The organism is Burkholderia sp. Tr-20355, from assembly GCF_017104685.1.
Taxonomy (GTDB): Bacteria; Pseudomonadota; Gammaproteobacteria; order Burkholderiales; family Burkholderiaceae; genus Burkholderia; species Burkholderia seminalis.
This window is the reverse complement of sequence record NZ_JAAGPK010000187.1, coordinates 1-14,009: the sequence shown is the minus strand read 5'-3', so window position 1 is coordinate 14,009 and position 14,009 is coordinate 1. Positions and strand designations below refer to the sequence as shown.

General features: G+C 69.9%; 8 protein-coding genes. 4 read left to right on the top strand and 4 right to left on the bottom strand.

What is annotated here, in order from left to right:
- Together G3N62_RS30115 and G3N62_RS30110 are read right to left on the bottom strand one after the other, a co-directional pair.
- The coding region (locus G3N62_RS30115) for an ABC transporter permease subunit (RefSeq protein ID WP_206141388.1) at positions 1-1,063 on the bottom strand (1,063 nt) is incomplete at its 3' end.
- Positions 1,053-2,096, bottom strand: coding sequence for a Fe(3+) ABC transporter substrate-binding protein (locus G3N62_RS30110; protein WP_124670476.1), 1,044 nt, complete (start codon positions 2,094-2,096; stop codon positions 1,053-1,055). The genes G3N62_RS30110 and G3N62_RS30115, both read right to left, overlap by 11 nt.
- A 207-nt stretch (positions 2,097-2,303) precedes the next feature.
- Between G3N62_RS30110 and G3N62_RS30105 the strand changes: the two genes are divergently transcribed.
- The gene (locus G3N62_RS30105; RefSeq protein WP_009688068.1) at positions 2,304-2,465 is read left to right on the top strand and encodes a hypothetical protein; all 162 of its coding nucleotides are present in this window, start codon (positions 2,304-2,306) and stop codon (positions 2,463-2,465) included.
- Positions 2,466-2,612: 147 nt separating this feature from the next.
- Here G3N62_RS30105 and G3N62_RS30100 read toward each other — a convergent pair whose 3' ends face one another.
- Together G3N62_RS30100 and G3N62_RS30095 are read right to left on the bottom strand one after the other, a co-directional pair.
- Positions 2,613-3,980, bottom strand: coding sequence for an amino acid permease (locus G3N62_RS30100; RefSeq protein WP_124670437.1), 1,368 nt, complete (start codon positions 3,978-3,980; stop codon positions 2,613-2,615).
- A 291-nt stretch (positions 3,981-4,271) separates the two neighbouring features.
- A complete protein-coding gene (locus G3N62_RS30095) occupies positions 4,272-6,563 on the bottom strand; it encodes an FUSC family membrane protein (protein ID WP_059560627.1) in 2,292 nt (763 codons plus the stop codon).
- A 180-nt stretch (positions 6,564-6,743) separates the two neighbouring features.
- Between G3N62_RS30095 and recC the strand changes: the two genes are divergently transcribed.
- The 3 genes from recC to G3N62_RS30080 form a co-directional block, all read left to right on the top strand.
- Positions 6,744-10,082 (top strand): exodeoxyribonuclease V subunit gamma, encoded by a 3,339-nt coding sequence (recC, locus tag G3N62_RS30090; protein WP_124670436.1) that lies wholly within the window; start codon positions 6,744-6,746, stop codon positions 10,080-10,082.
- Positions 10,079-13,783 carry an exodeoxyribonuclease V subunit beta gene (recB, locus tag G3N62_RS30085; protein ID WP_124670435.1) on the top strand — a complete coding sequence of 1,235 codons (3,705 nt, stop codon included), beginning with the start codon at positions 10,079-10,081 and terminating at the stop codon, positions 13,781-13,783. Before recC ends, recB begins: the two co-directional genes overlap by 4 nt.
- On the top strand, positions 13,780-14,009 hold a 230-nt coding region (locus G3N62_RS30080; RefSeq protein WP_206141389.1), incomplete at its 3' end, for a hypothetical protein. The genes recB and G3N62_RS30080, both read left to right, overlap by 4 nt.

Below are 14,009 nucleotides of genomic sequence, written 5' to 3'. Positions count from 1 at the left end.
CGATCGTCAGCGTGTTCGTGAGCCCCGTCATCAGTTGCGCGGACACGCCGCCGACGAGATGCAGCCGCTTGCCGGTCTCCACCGCGAGGTACGCGGCCGGTGCGCCGAAACCCAGCAGCACGGGCAGCCAGCCGAACACGGCGGCGCCGAGCGCGGCCGCGCCGGTGAGGCGGCGCGGCGCGATCGGCCGCATGCGCCGGCCATGCGCGTAGCGCTGGCGGCGGCGCCCATAACGTTCGAGCACGATCATGCCGACGACGATCGCGAGCATCGCCAGCGCGATCTGCGCGGCACCGGCGAGGTCGGAGCGCGTGATCCACGTCGTGTAGACCGACACGGTCAGCGTCTGCACGCCGAGAAATTCCGACGCGCCGATGTCGTTCAGCGTTTCGAGCAGCGCGAGGCTCACGCCGACCGCGATCGCGGGCCGCGCGAGCGGCACGACGACGCGCCAGAACGTCGCGACGCGTCCCGCGCCGAGCGTGCGCGCGGCCTCGAGCAGGCTCGCCGACTGCGTGACGAACATCGCGCGCGTGCTCAGGTACACATACGGATACAGCACGAAGCCGAGCACGAAGATCGCGCCGGGCAGCGAGCGCAGGTCCGGCAGGCGGAACTGGCGCGGGCTGTCGAAGCCGAGCAGCCAGCGGATCGCGCCCTGGACGGGGCCGATCGGATGCAGCAGGTCGAGATACGCGAATGCGACGATGTAGGTCGGCACCGCGAGCGGCAGCAGCAGCGCCCACGTCAGCATCCGGCGACCGGGAAAATCGTACGCGGTGACGAGCCACGCGCAGCCGGTGCCGACGATCGACACGATCGCGCCGACACCCGCGAGCAGCAGCAGCGTATTGACGAGCGCCTGCGGCAGCACGAATTCGGCGAGATGACGCCAGTGCGCGAGATCGGCGTCGAACGCGGCGGCCACGAGCACCGCGAGCGGCGCCGCGACCGCCGCGGCGACCGCCAGCGCCGCGAGCAGCCACAGGCTGCCCGCGCGCGGGCGCAGACGCAGCCGGGATGGCGCGCGGTACGCGCCGGACGATGCGGCGTCAGTTGTCAAAGCCGACCTTGTCGACGAGCTGGCTCGCCTGCTTGCGATGCTTCGCGATGTCCGCCAGCGGCAGCGGGTCGACCTTCAGCGCGCCGAAACTCGCGATCACCGGATCGAGCTTCACGTTCGCGCGTACCGGGTATTCGTAGTTCGCCTGCGCGTACAGCGCCTGCGCTTCCGGCGACACGAGGTATTCGAGCAGCTTCACCGCGTTGGCCTTGTGCGGCGCGTGCTTTGCGACCGTCGCGCCGCTGATGTTCACGTGCGTGCCGCCGCTCTTCGCGTTCGCGAACGTCGGGCGTACGACCTTGATCGCGTCGCCCCACTTGCGCGCGTCGCTGCCGGCTTCCGCGTTCTTCATGTGGCCGACGTAGTACGCGTTCGCGAGGCCGACGTCGCAGATGCCGCCGAGGATGTCGCGCGCGACGTCGCGGTCGCCGCCCGTCGCCTTGCGCGCGAGGTTCGCCTTCACGCCGCGCAGCCATTTCTCGGTCGCGGCCTCGCCGTCGTGCGCGATCATCGCCGCGACGAGCGCCGTGTTGTACGGATGCTGGCCCGAGCGGATGCAGACCTTGCCCTTCCATTTCGGATCGGCGAGATCCTCGTAGCGGAATGCGTCGACCTTCAGGTCCTTCTCGACGTACAGCACACGGTCGCGCAGCGACAGCGCGTACCAGTCGCCGTTCGTGCCGCGCAGGTTCGCGGGAATCGCGTCGTCGAGCGCCTTCGAGCGTACTGGCTGCGTGACGCCACCGTCGACCAGGTCGAGCAGGTTGCCGACGTCGACCGTCATCAGCACGTCGGCCGGCGACTGCGCGCCTTCCGCCTTCACGCGCTCGAGCAGGCCGTCCTTCACGAACACCGTGTTGACCTCGACGCCGCTCTGCTTCGTGAAGGCATCGATGAGCGGCTGGATCAGCTTGGGTTCGCGGGTGGTGTACAGGCTCACTTCCTCGGCCGCCTGGGCAAGCGGCGCGAAGGCGGCCGCGGCCAGGGCGAGGGTGCCGGCGAGCGGCAGCAGGCGGGTGCGCGGATTCGACATGGTGACTCCGGTGGGACGGGTGGACGAAGGAAATATTACAAAATGAAAGATTCTGGATTCTAAATCGAAATGGGAACGATTACCAACTGAAAGCGTGCGGAAAGCAGCGGGGGATGGGCGTAACGGCGATCGGAAACGGGACGTCGCAGCGCGGGCGCAAGCGCGTAGAATGCGCGCTTCGATGAATTTGACGGAGACGCACCGACCATGAACGATCAGCGCAAGAAGAACCCTGTTCGCAACGTGAGCATCCTGATCGTCGTGGCCGTGCTCCTCGTGATCGGGACGATCCTGTACAACGCGATTTCGCAGAAGCGGGCGTACGACGAGGCCCATCCGGCCGAGGCCGCGAGCGCGGCATCGCACTGACGTGCCGGTACGCGGCCCGGCCGGGCCGCGCACGCGGGGCATGCGAAGGGGCGCAATCCGCGGCTTCCGGCGCGACGGGCGCCGCGCGGAGCCTTGACGGCAGCGGGCGCCGAACGAGGCGCGCCGCGCATTCGGGTCAGCCGTGCGTCAACGTGACGCAGGGGCGAATTTCGGGCGGATCCGTGCGTAGAACACGGCCGCGAGCAGCGCGAGCCATGCCGCGCCGACATACAGCGCGACACGCGTATCCTCGAACCAGCCGAGCATCACGATCACGAAACCCATGAACGCGATCGTCAGCGCCGGCGCGGCCGGCCACAGCGGCACCTTGAACTTCAGCGCGGCGACTTCCTCGCTCGACAGGCGGCGGCGCATCGCGACCTGCGACAGCAGGATCATCAGCCAGACCCATACGGTCGCGAACGTCGCGATCGCGGCGACCACCAGGAACACGTCCTTCGGCATCAGGTAGTTGAGCAGCACGCCGACGAGCAGCGCGCCGGCCATCACGAGCACCGTGACCCACGGCACGCCGTGCCGCGACGTCGTCATCAGCACGCGCGGTGCCTGGCCCTGTCGCGCCATCCCGAACATCATGCGGCCCGCGCCGAAGATGTCGCTGTTGATCGCCGAGATCGCCGCGCTGATCACGACCAGGTTGAGGATCGTGGCAGCCGACTTCACGCCGAGCGCCGAGAAAATCTGCACGAACGGGCTGCCGTCGCTGCCGACGCCCGTCCACGGGCTGATCGACATCAGCACGACCATGGTCAGCACGTAGAACAGCAGGATGCGCGCGGGCACCGCGTTGATCGCGCGCGGAATCACGCGTTCCGGATCCTTCGCCTCGCCGGCGCTCATCCCGATCACCTCGATCCCGCCGTACGCGAAGATCACGACCGACAGCGACGCGACCAGCCCGCCGATGCCGTTCGGCAGGAAGCCGCCATGGTTCCACAGGTTCGCGAACGTCGGCACGTCGGCCGAATGGCCGAAGTGCATGCCGGACAGCAGGATCGCGACGCCGCCGCCGATCATCGCGACGATCGCGCCGACCTTGATGATCGACAGCCAGAATTCGAGCTCGCCGAACACCTTCACGTGGCACAGGTTCAGCCCGCAGATGATCGCGACGACGCCGAGCACCCAGATCCATTGCGGGACATCCGGAAACCAGAAGCCCATGTAGATGCCGAACGCGGTGATGTCGGCGATCGCGACGATCACCATTTCGAGCGTGTAGGTCCAGCCGGTGACGAAACCCGCGAACGGGCCGAGGTTCTCGGTCGCGTAATGGCCGAACGAGCCGGCGACGGGTTCGCGCACGGCCATTTCGCCGAGCGCGCGCATCACCATGTAGACGGCCGCGCCGCCCAGGATGTACGCCAGGATCACGGCCGGGCCCGCGAGCTGGATCGCGGACGCCGAGCCGTAGAACAGGCCCGTGCCGATCGCCGAGCCGAGCGCGAGAAAGCGGATGTGCCGCGCGCTCAGGTGGCGCTGCAAGTTTTTCATCGAGTCTCCGATATCGTTATGCGACGGACCGGGCGAGCGGGGCCGGTCCGATTGGCTCAAGTTGTCTATACAACTTGAATGTGAACGAATGATAACAAGCCGGGCCGGGTGACCGGAATCGGGTATTCCCTGACTGGCGCGGCGAGCGGGAAGGGGCGTGGGGCGGTCGCGCGACGGATGCGCGGGCCGCGTGGAGCGGGCGGGTCATGCTTCGGGGATCGCTGAGTCGGGGCGCGCCGGTGGCCGACCCGCGGCGTGCGCGGGCCGGCCCGCCGGCGCGGGTGGTCGGGGTCAGGCGGGCAGGCGGATCACGCTCGCGTCCTTGCGGATCAGCAGCGACGACGCAAGCATCTGCTTGCATTGGTGGGCAAGCACTTTCAGGTCGTGCGTGAGCTCGGCGCCGACCGCATCGGATTTCTCCGCGGACACGACCATCGCGTCGAGATCGCGCGTGATCTGCTTCGACGCTTCGAGCTGGTCGGCGGGCGGCGGCTCGCCGGCCTCGGCCTTCTCGAGATTGTCGAGCACGGCGGCGAGGCCGCGATGCAGCGCGTCGTCGTGCTCGATGCTGCCGTCGGCCGAGCACGCGTTGCGGATCAGCGGCGCGGCGGCCGTGATCTGCGCGCCGAGCACGTGCGTCTGCACGAGCAGGTCGTTCAGTTCGGGCACGAAACGCTGGTGCGCCTTCGGCTCGATCATCATCCGCTGGAACGCCTGTCCGAGGTTCGCGAACGCGATGTGCACGTCCTTGCGCGCCAGGCGGTAGCGGTAGTCGTCGTCGAGGCTCGTGGCCGGCGTTTCGACCGCCGCGGCGACGACCGGCACGACGGCGGCGCCGTCGGCGGCGGGCACGGGCGGCGACGACGCGCCACGCCCGGCGCGCCACACGGCCTCGAAATACTTGCGGGTCGCGGTGAGCATGTCGGCGACCTGCTTGCCCATCAGCCGGTATTCCCAGTACGGGAACAGCCGGCTCGCGGCGATCGCGATCATGCAGCCGACCACCGTGTCGATCGCGCGCTCGCCGATGATCCGCATGCTGCCCGGTGCGAGCAGGTGAAACATCAGCAATACGTACGACGACGTGAACACGACGCTTGCCGCGTAATTGAACAGCAGCAGGCTGTAGCTCATCACCATCGACCCGAACATGATCGCGATCAGCAGGTGCGGCTCCTTCACCGTGTAGATCAGCGCGATGCTCGCCGCGCAGCCGATCAGCGTGCCGATGATCCGCTGCGCGTTGCGCTGCTTGGTCAGCGAGTAGCCGGGCTTCAGGATGATGATGGTCGTCATCACGATCCAGTACGCGTTCGTGAGCGGCAGCAGCCGGCCGATCCAGAAGCCGACCGCCACCGCGATCGTCACGCGCAGCGCGTGGCGAAAGCTCGGCGAGCGCATGTTCAGGTTCGAGAAGATCAGCAGCGGCGACATCCGGCGGCGCTGCAGGAAGCGCGTGAGCGCCTTGTCGATCTTCAGTTCGGTTTGCTGCGGATCGGCGTGGCCCGACAGGTTGCGGCGCATCCGGTCGATCAGGCGTGTCGCGCTCCAGATGCGCCGGAACGTCGCGAGCACGGCCGCGTACGCTTCCGCGTTGGTGGCCGCGAAGTTCTTCTTGCGCATCAGCTCGATCTCGTACTCGATCGCGCGCAGCTCGGCCTTCACGCTGATCCGCGAATGCGGCGCGCGGTTCTCGAGCACCGCGAGGCCGATCTCCTCGAGATCGGCGGCCGCCTTGCGGATCAGGTCGCGGTAGAAAATGATCAGATCCGAGCCGCCGAACGTGTTGCGCACCAGCGGGTAGTCGGTGTGGGCGCCGACGAACAGCTCGTGCAGGTCGACGCTGTTGATGAACAGGTTGTACATCGTCGTGCGGCCGGGATCGAGCTTGCCGCGCCGCAGCTTCGGCAGGTTGCGCAGCACGATGTCGCGCGCGGTTTCCTGCGTTTCGACCGCGGTGATCTGCCGCGCGACCAGGTTGCGGTAGCATTCGTCGAGATCGGCGTCGAGATCGTAGAACTGTGCGCGCGCCAGCAGGTAGTCGGCACAGGCGAACAGGCTTTCGGCCAGCGCTTGCTGCTCGATCCGGCGCGCCTGCCATCGCGACACGAGCGTGGCCCAGTACGTGTACCAGAGGCCGCCCGCGAGAATCCAGCCGGCGTTGATGAACGCCTGCAGCGGCGTGAACTTCTCCTCGAGCGTCATCACCATCATGAACAGCGTCGCGAAGCTGATTTGGGGCCAGCGGTTGCCGTAGACGACGATCAGCGACAGCACGAACGTGAGCGGCACGATCGTGAGCCACAGCGCGAAGATGTTCGGTGTCGCGAGGCCGGTGGCGAGCGCCGCGAGGAAGCCGATCACGCTGCACGCGAGCATTTCGTTGTGCTTGTACTTGAGCGGACCCGGCATGTCGACGACGCAGGCGCCGAGCGCGCCCGTCGAGATCGTGAAGCCGAGTTCGCGGTTGTGAAACACGATCAGGCACAGCACGGCCGGCAGCGAGACGCCGACCGCGATCCGCAGGCCGCCGAAAAAGTACTGGCTGTAGAAAAACTTTCTGATTTCGACCGAATAGCGCATCGATGGGCTGAATGGCAGACGAAGACGCCGGGGCGGCGTATTGACTGGCGACGAGTCTATCGTATTTCGCGGTCCGCAAAACCTGGCTTTCCGGCAGAGGTTCGCGGCGGCGGTCCATTTGCTATCCTTGGTGATCCTGTTCGCCCGGCCCGGCCGGGGCGAGGTTCCGACGCCCGCTTCATGCTCCATCTCTTCTATTCGAACCGTCACGAGACGCTAGCCGACGCGCTGCTCGAGGATCTGGCCGCGTTCCCGGCCCGCAACGGCCCGTGGGCGCCGCAACAGGTCATCGTGCCGAGCGCGGCGCTGCGCCGTCGTCTCGAGCTCGACATCGCCGCACGCAACGGCGTGTGCGCGAACGTCGAGTTCACGTATCTCGCGCAGTGGCTGTGGGCGCAGATCGGCCGCGTGATGGAGGTGCCCAAGCGTTCGCCGTTCGCGCCCGACCGTCTCGTGTGGCGCTGCTACCGGCTGCTCGCGCAGGCGGCCGGCGGCGCGCCATGGCTCGCCTCGCCACGGCTGGCCGCGTACCTGTCCGCCTCCGACGATGCGATGCGCTACGAGCTCGCGCACCGCGTCGCGGCCGTGCTCGATCATTACCTGACCTATCGCCCCGAATGGCTGGCCGCCTGGCAGGCCGGCGAATCCGTGCTCGCGGGCGACGCCGCGCCGCGCGGGATCAGCGACGCCGCACGCGACGACGAGCGCTGGCAGGCCGCGCTGTGGCGCGCGCTGCTCGCCGAGCTGAGCGACAGCGGCACGCCGCCCGCGCACCGTTTCCTCGTCGAGGCGCGCCATCTCGAGGCTGAAACGGTCGCGCGCGCGGACTGGCCGGAATCGGTCAGCGTGTTCGCGCTGCCGACGATGCCGCCGCTGCACGTCGCGTTGTTGCGCGAGCTGTCGCGCTGGATCGACGTGCGCGTCTATGCGCTGAACCCGTGCCGCGAATTCTGGTTCGACATCGTCACGGCCGCGCACGCCGAGACGCTCGATGCGGCCGGGCGGCTCGACTATCAGGAAGTCGGCCATCCGCTGCTCGCCGAGTGGGGCCGGCAGACACAGGCGCAGCTGCACATGCTGCACGAGCTGACTGAAAGCGCCGCGTCGGGCGATGCCTCGCGCTTCGTCGAGAATCCCGCGCCCACGTGGCTCGCACGCGTGCAGAACGCGATCCTCGAGCTGCGGCCGGAGGCCGAAACCGGCGACACGCCGGCCGAGCGCGGCATCGAGGTGCACGTGTGCCACAGCCTCGCGCGCCAGCTCGAGGTGCTGCACGACCGCCTGCTCGCGTGGTTCGACGCCGATGCGAGCCTGCAGCCGTCCGACGTGCTGGTCGCGGTGGCCGACCTCGCGGCGGCCGGGCCGCTGATCGATGCGGTGTTCGGCACGGCCGGCGCCGGCGGCGCGCGCGTGCCTTACCGGATCACCGGCCTGCCGCCGTCGCAGGCGAACCCGGTCGCCCGCGTGCTGCTCGACTGGCTCACGTTGCCGGAACGGCAGGTCGGCGCGCCGGAGTTGGTCGAATGGCTGCGCGTCGATGCGGTGGCCGCGCGATACGACATCGACGCGGCCGCGCTCGAGACGGTGCAGACCTGGCTCGCGGCCGCCGGCGCGCGGCGCGGGCTGTCGCCGCTTGTCAGCGACGACGCGGCCGTGCCCGCGCCGCGCCATACGTTCTCCGATGCGCTCGCGCGGCTCTTTCTCGGCTATGCGATGCCGGAAGGCGCGGCGCCGATCGGCGCGTGGCTGCCGATCGAGGCGGCCACGGGCAGCGAGGCCGAACTGCTCGGCCGGCTGGCGCGCTTTACCGACGATCTCGACGGCTTCGCGCGTCGCCTGGCCGAATCGCACACGCCGAGCGGCTGGAGCGAACTGTTCGCCGATACGCTCGCGCGCTTCTTCGATTCGGGCGCCGCATATGCGGACGCGCTGGCCGGCGTGCGCGATGCGCTCGACGCGATGCTGGCCGCGATGACGGAAGGGGCGCCCGACGAAGCGTTGCCGGCCGCGGTCGTCCGCGCGGGGCTGGCCGCGGCGCTCGACGATCCGGCGCGCGGCGGGGTGCCGTGGGGCGGCGTCACGTTCTCGTCGCTGACGAGCCTGCGCGGGCTGCCGTATCGCGTCGTCTGTCTGCTCGGGATGGACGACGGCGTGCTGCCGAGCCTCGCGCGCGCGGACGAATTCGACCTGATGGCCGTGTTGCCGAAGCTCGGCGACCGGCAGCGCCGCGACGACGAGCGCAACCTGTTTCTCGACCTGCTGCTGGCCGCGCGCGACCGGCTGCTGATCGCCTATACGGGCCGCAGCATCCGCGACAACGCGCCGTTGCCGCCCGCGGCGCTCGTCGACGAACTGCTCGATCATCTGGCGATCGTCACGGCCGGGCCCGACGCCGCGCCGGACGCCGTCGATGCCGCGCGGCGCGCGTTCATCGTCGAGCATCCGCTGCAACCGTTCGCGGCCGCGTATTTCCAGCCCGGCAGCGCGCTCGTGTCCTACGACGCCGAGCGGGCGACGCTCGCGTCGCTGCTCGCCGCCGAAGCGTCGCGCGACGGCCCGCGCGAATTGCCGTTCTTCGCGCAGCCGCTGCCGGCCGAACCGGTCGAGCCCGTCGCGTTCAGCGAATTCGAACGCTTCTGGCGCCATCCGGCGCGCGCGTTGCTGCGCGGCCGGCTCGGCATCGTGCTTGCCGACGCGCAGGCCGAACTGCTCGATACGGAACCGTTCTCGCTCGACTTCGCCGGCAGTGATGCGCTCGCCGAGCGCGTGTTGCCGCTGTTGATCGAATCGGACGAGGGCACGGTGCATGACCACGCGCTGCGCATTGCCGATGCGAGCCCCGAACTGCCGGGCGGCGCGACGGGCACGGTGTGGCGCGATCAGGCGCTCGGCTCGATGACGCAGCTTGCGTCGAGCGTGCGCCGCGCGCTGGCCGACGGCATCGAGCGGCGGCCGTTCTCGCTCACGGTCGTGCCGGCATGGCCCGATACGGAGCAGGCGTTGTTCGGCACGGACGACGCGATGCTGTCGGCCGACGCGGTGTGCGCGCCGCTCGAATTGCAGGGCACGCTGAACCGGTTGACGCCGGCCGGGCAGATCATCTATCGCTACGCACGACCGAGCGCGCGCGACTATCTGTCCGCCTGGCTCGCGCATCTCGTGTACTGCGCGGTCGAGCCCGGCGGGCCGCGCCGCACGCTGTGGTTCGGCAGCGGCGGCGCGTTCGAGCTGACGCCCGTCGCGGCGCCGCTGGAACGGCTCGCGCCGCTTGCCGCGCTGTTCCGCGCGGGGCGGCGGATGCCGCTGCGGTTCTTTCCGCGCAGCGCATGGGCGCGGGTGTCCGACGGCGAGGCCAAGGCCGCGAGCGTGTGGATCAACGAACGTGTCGTGAGCGAAGCGGACGATCCGGCGATCGCGATCGCATGGCGCGGTGCGCACCCGTCGCTCGACGAGCCGTTCGGCACATTGGCGCGGCTCGTGTTCGAGCCGCTGATCGAGCATCTGAAGGAGGTTGCATGAGCGCCGTGTCGCAGCCGCAGCAGGCGCTCGAACTCGACGTGTTCGCGTGCCCGCTCGACGGCGTCAACCAGATCGAGGCATCGGCCGGCACCGGCAAGACCTGGAACATCTGCGCGCTGTACGTGCGCCTGCTGCTCGAGAAGGATCTCGGCGCGGACGAAATCCTCGTCGTGACCTTCACGAAGGCGGCGACGGCCGAGCTGCACGAGCGGATTCGCAGCCGGCTCGCGCAGCTTGCGCATGCGCTCGATACGGGCGACGACGGCGGGGACCCGTTCATCTCGCGCCTGCTCGAGACCACGCTCGGCGCAGACGGCGCGCTCGACCCCGAGACGGCCGCGAAGCGCATCCGGCGCGCGCTGCGCGCGTTCGACCAGGCCGCGATCCATACGATTCACGCGTTCTGCCAGCGTGCGTTGCAGGAAGCGCCGTTCGCCGCCGCGATGCCGTTCGCGTTCGACATGGAGGCCGACGATGCGTCGCTGCGCTTCGAACTCGCGGCGGATTTCTGGCGCACGCGCGTCGAACCGGCGGCCGCGCGCTGGCCGGGTTTCGCGACCTGGCTCGTCGAATCGGGCGCCGGCCCGGCCGCGCTCGATGCGCAGCTCGCGCGCCGGCTGAAGAAGCCGCTCGCCGCGCTGCGCTGGGACGGCGTGACCGAGCCGGACGAGTCGGCCGAGGCCGCCGCGGCCGAATGCTTCGCCGAGGCGGCGCGGCTGTGGGCGGCCGAGCGCGAGACGATCGACGCGTTGCTGCGCACGGCGCAGCCCGCGCTCAACCAGCGCTCGCACAAGCCCGATGCGGTCGCCGATGCGCTGGCCGCCTGGACGGCGCATTTCGCGCAGGGCGACGCGACGGCTGCGCTGCCGAAAGCCGCGCTGAAGCTCACGCAATCCGCGCTGACGAAGGCGACGAAGAAAGGCGGCGTGACACCCGAGCACGCGTTCTTCGACGTCGCCGACGCGCTCGAAGCCGCGGTGGCCGCCGCCGAGGCCACGCAGCGCGCGCGCTGGCTCGCGCTGATCGCCGACTGGCTCGACGTGGCGCCGGGCGAGCTGGCCGAGCGCAAGCGCACGCGGCGCGTCGTGTCGTTCGACGATCTGCTGGCGAACCTGTACCACGCGCTGCATGCGCATCCGTGGCTCGCCGAGACGTTGCGCGCACGCTATCCGGCCGCGCTGATCGACGAGTTCCAGGATACCGACCCGCTGCAGTTCGCGATCTTCGACCGGATCTTCGCGCCGGGCGGCCCGCTGTTCCTGGTCGGCGATCCGAAGCAGGCGATCTACAGCTTCCGCGCGGCCGATCTGCATACCTATCTGGCGGCGCGCGCACGGGCGAGCGCATGCTACACGCTCGCGGTCAACCAGCGTTCGACGCCCGCGATCGTCGACGCGTGCAACCGCTTCTTCATGTCGAATCCGCGCGCGTTCGTGCTCGACGGGCTCGACTATTACGCGGTGCGTGCCGGCACGCGCGTGCGCGCGTCCTTCGTCGACGAAACCGATCCGGGCCCGTCCGGCGACTTCCGGGTCTGGGCATTGCCGGGCGGGGAAGGCACGTTGCTCAAGCGCGATGCGCAGGCACAGGCCGCGCAGGCGTGTGCCGCCGAGATCGCGCGGCTGATGCGCGGCGCGCGCGAAGGGCACGTGCGGCTCGGCGACACGCCGCTGTCGCCGGGCGACATCGCGGTGCTCGTGCAGACGCACCGGCAGGGCAGTCTCGTGAAACGCGTGCTCGCCACCTGGGGCATCGGCAGCGTCGAGCTGGCGCAGGCGTCGGTGTTCTCGACCGGCGACGCCGAGCAGCTCGAACGCGTGCTGGCGGCGATCGATGCGCCGGGCGACCTGCGGCGCCTGCGCGCGGCGCTCGCATCCGACTGGTTCGGCCTCGATGCCGGTGCGCTGTGGCGGATGGAGCAGGGCGACGGCGATGCGTCGAGCGGCGCGTCCGACAGCACCGACGCGATGAGCTGGGTCGAGCGCTTCTCGCGCTATCGGCTGCTGTGGCGCGAACGCGGTTTCGCGGTGATGTGGCGCACGTTCACGCGCGAGCTGCGGATCGCCGAACGGCTGATGGCCGGTGCGGACGGCGAGCGTCGTGTGACCGACATCAACCATCTGGCCGAACTGACGCAGGCGCGCGCCTCCGCGCAGCCGGGCATCGCGCCGACGCTGCGCTGGCTCGCCGCGCAACGGCTCGACGGCGGCGGCGAGGAAGCGCAGCTGCGGCTCGAATCCGATCGCAACCTCGTGCAGATCGTGACGGTGCACAAGTCGAAGGGGCTTGAATACGCAATCGTGTTCTGTCCGTTCCTGAACGACGGCGGATTGCGCGAACCGCCTGCGTCCGCGTTGCCCGATGCGCGCGAGTATCACGACGAAGCGGGCGACGCCGTGCTGCATTACGGATGCGACGACGAGGCGGCCGCGCACGCGGCGCGGCAGGCGTTGCGCGAGCAGGCCGCGGAACGCGCGCGGCTCGTCTACGTGGCGCTCACGCGTGCGGTCTATCGTTGTTATGTCGTTGCCGGGCCGTACCTGTCGTCGCGCTCGACGCGCGAAGCGCGGCGCAGCGTGCTCAACTGGCTCGTCGCCGGCGCCGGCCAGTCGTTCGATGCGTGGCTCGACGAACCGCCCGACGAGGCTGCGCTCGAGGCGGCGTGGCGCGCGCTCGCGGGCGGCCCCGTGAGCGTCGCGCCGTTGCCCGTGCCCGCGCGCCGCGAGCGTCTCGCGGCGGGGCACGACGCCTCGCAGGCGCTCGCGGCGCGCCACGCGACGCGTGTGCTGCGCGACGCGTGGCGGATGGCGAGCTTCAGCTCGCTGACCGCGTCGATGGCGCGCGAGGAGGCGGGCGTCGCGGCCGTGCCCGACGACGAACTGCGGCCCGATCACGATGCGCTTGCCGAGGTGACGCCGGACGGCGAATGGCACTTCTCGGAGCCGGCCGCGGCGGAACCGCCGGACGACGACATCCTCGTGTTCCCGCGCGGGGCCGCGGCCGGCGAATGCCTGCACCGCCTGTTCGAACTCAGCCGCTTCACGGAGCCCGAGTCGTGGCACGCGGCCGCGCTCGGCGCGCTGCATGACCGGCCGGTCGAGGCGGAGCCCGAGCTCGCTACCCGGCTGCCGGCGATGATGGCGCAGCTGGTCGACGATGTCGTGCACACCGAGCTCGTGCCGGGCATGCGGCTTGCCGATCTCGATCCGGCGAAGCGGCTCGACGAAATGGGGTTCCTGTTCCCGGCACCGTCGCTCGACCTGGCGGCGCTGCGCCGCTTGCTGGTCGCGCACGGCTATCCGGACGTCGCACTGGAGGCGGGCACGCTCGCCGGTTTCATCAAGGGTTTCATCGACATGATCGTCGAACACGACGGCCGCTTCTGGATCGTCGACTGGAAGTCGAACCATCTCGGCACGACGCCGGATGCCTACGGTCCGCGCGCGCTCGACGTCGCGATGGCCGATCACGCGTATCACCTGCAGGCGCTGCTCTACACGGTCGCGCTGCATCGCTACCTGCGCGGACGGCTGCCCGACTACGACTACGATACGCACATCGCGGGCTACCTGTACCTGTTCGTGCGCGGCGTGCGGCCCGGCTGGCGCAGCGGCGGCGAGCCGTCCGGCGTGCATGCCCGCCGGCCCGCGCGTGCGCTCGTCGAGGCCCTCGACCGCATGATGGAAGGGAGGCGCGCATGAACGCGTCGGACGACACGCTCGAATTCACCGGCGGCCTCGTCGCGCGGCTGCCCGAGCCGGCCGATTTCGGCATCGCGCTTGCGGAAGGCTTCGCGCGTCGCATCGGCGAACGCGCGCGGCGCGCGGGCGCGCCGTCGGCCGCGGCACGCTGGGGAGTGCGGCAGAGCGTCGTGGAGGGAAAGAGGGTTAAGGCCAGGGTGTGTCTGTGGTGTCGGCTTCGCGTGAA

Bases quoted from the DNA above. Each gene is read 5' to 3' on its own strand.
- G3N62_RS30110 (WP_124670476.1), bottom strand. From the start codon at position 2,096: ATGTCGAATCCGCGCACCCGCCTGCTGCCGCTCGCCGGCACCCTCGCC.
- G3N62_RS30105 (WP_009688068.1), top strand. From the start codon at position 2,304: ATGAACGATCAGCGCAAGAAGAACCCTGTTCGCAACGTGAGCATCCTG.
- G3N62_RS30100 (WP_124670437.1), bottom strand. From the start codon at position 3,980: ATGAAAAACTTGCAGCGCCACCTGAGCGCGCGGCACATCCGCTTTCTC.
- G3N62_RS30095 (WP_059560627.1), bottom strand. From the start codon at position 6,563: ATGCGCTATTCGGTCGAAATCAGAAAGTTTTTCTACAGCCAGTACTTT.
- recC (WP_124670436.1), top strand. From the start codon at position 6,744: ATGCTCCATCTCTTCTATTCGAACCGTCACGAGACGCTAGCCGACGCG.
- recB (WP_124670435.1), top strand. From the start codon at position 10,079: ATGAGCGCCGTGTCGCAGCCGCAGCAGGCGCTCGAACTCGACGTGTTC.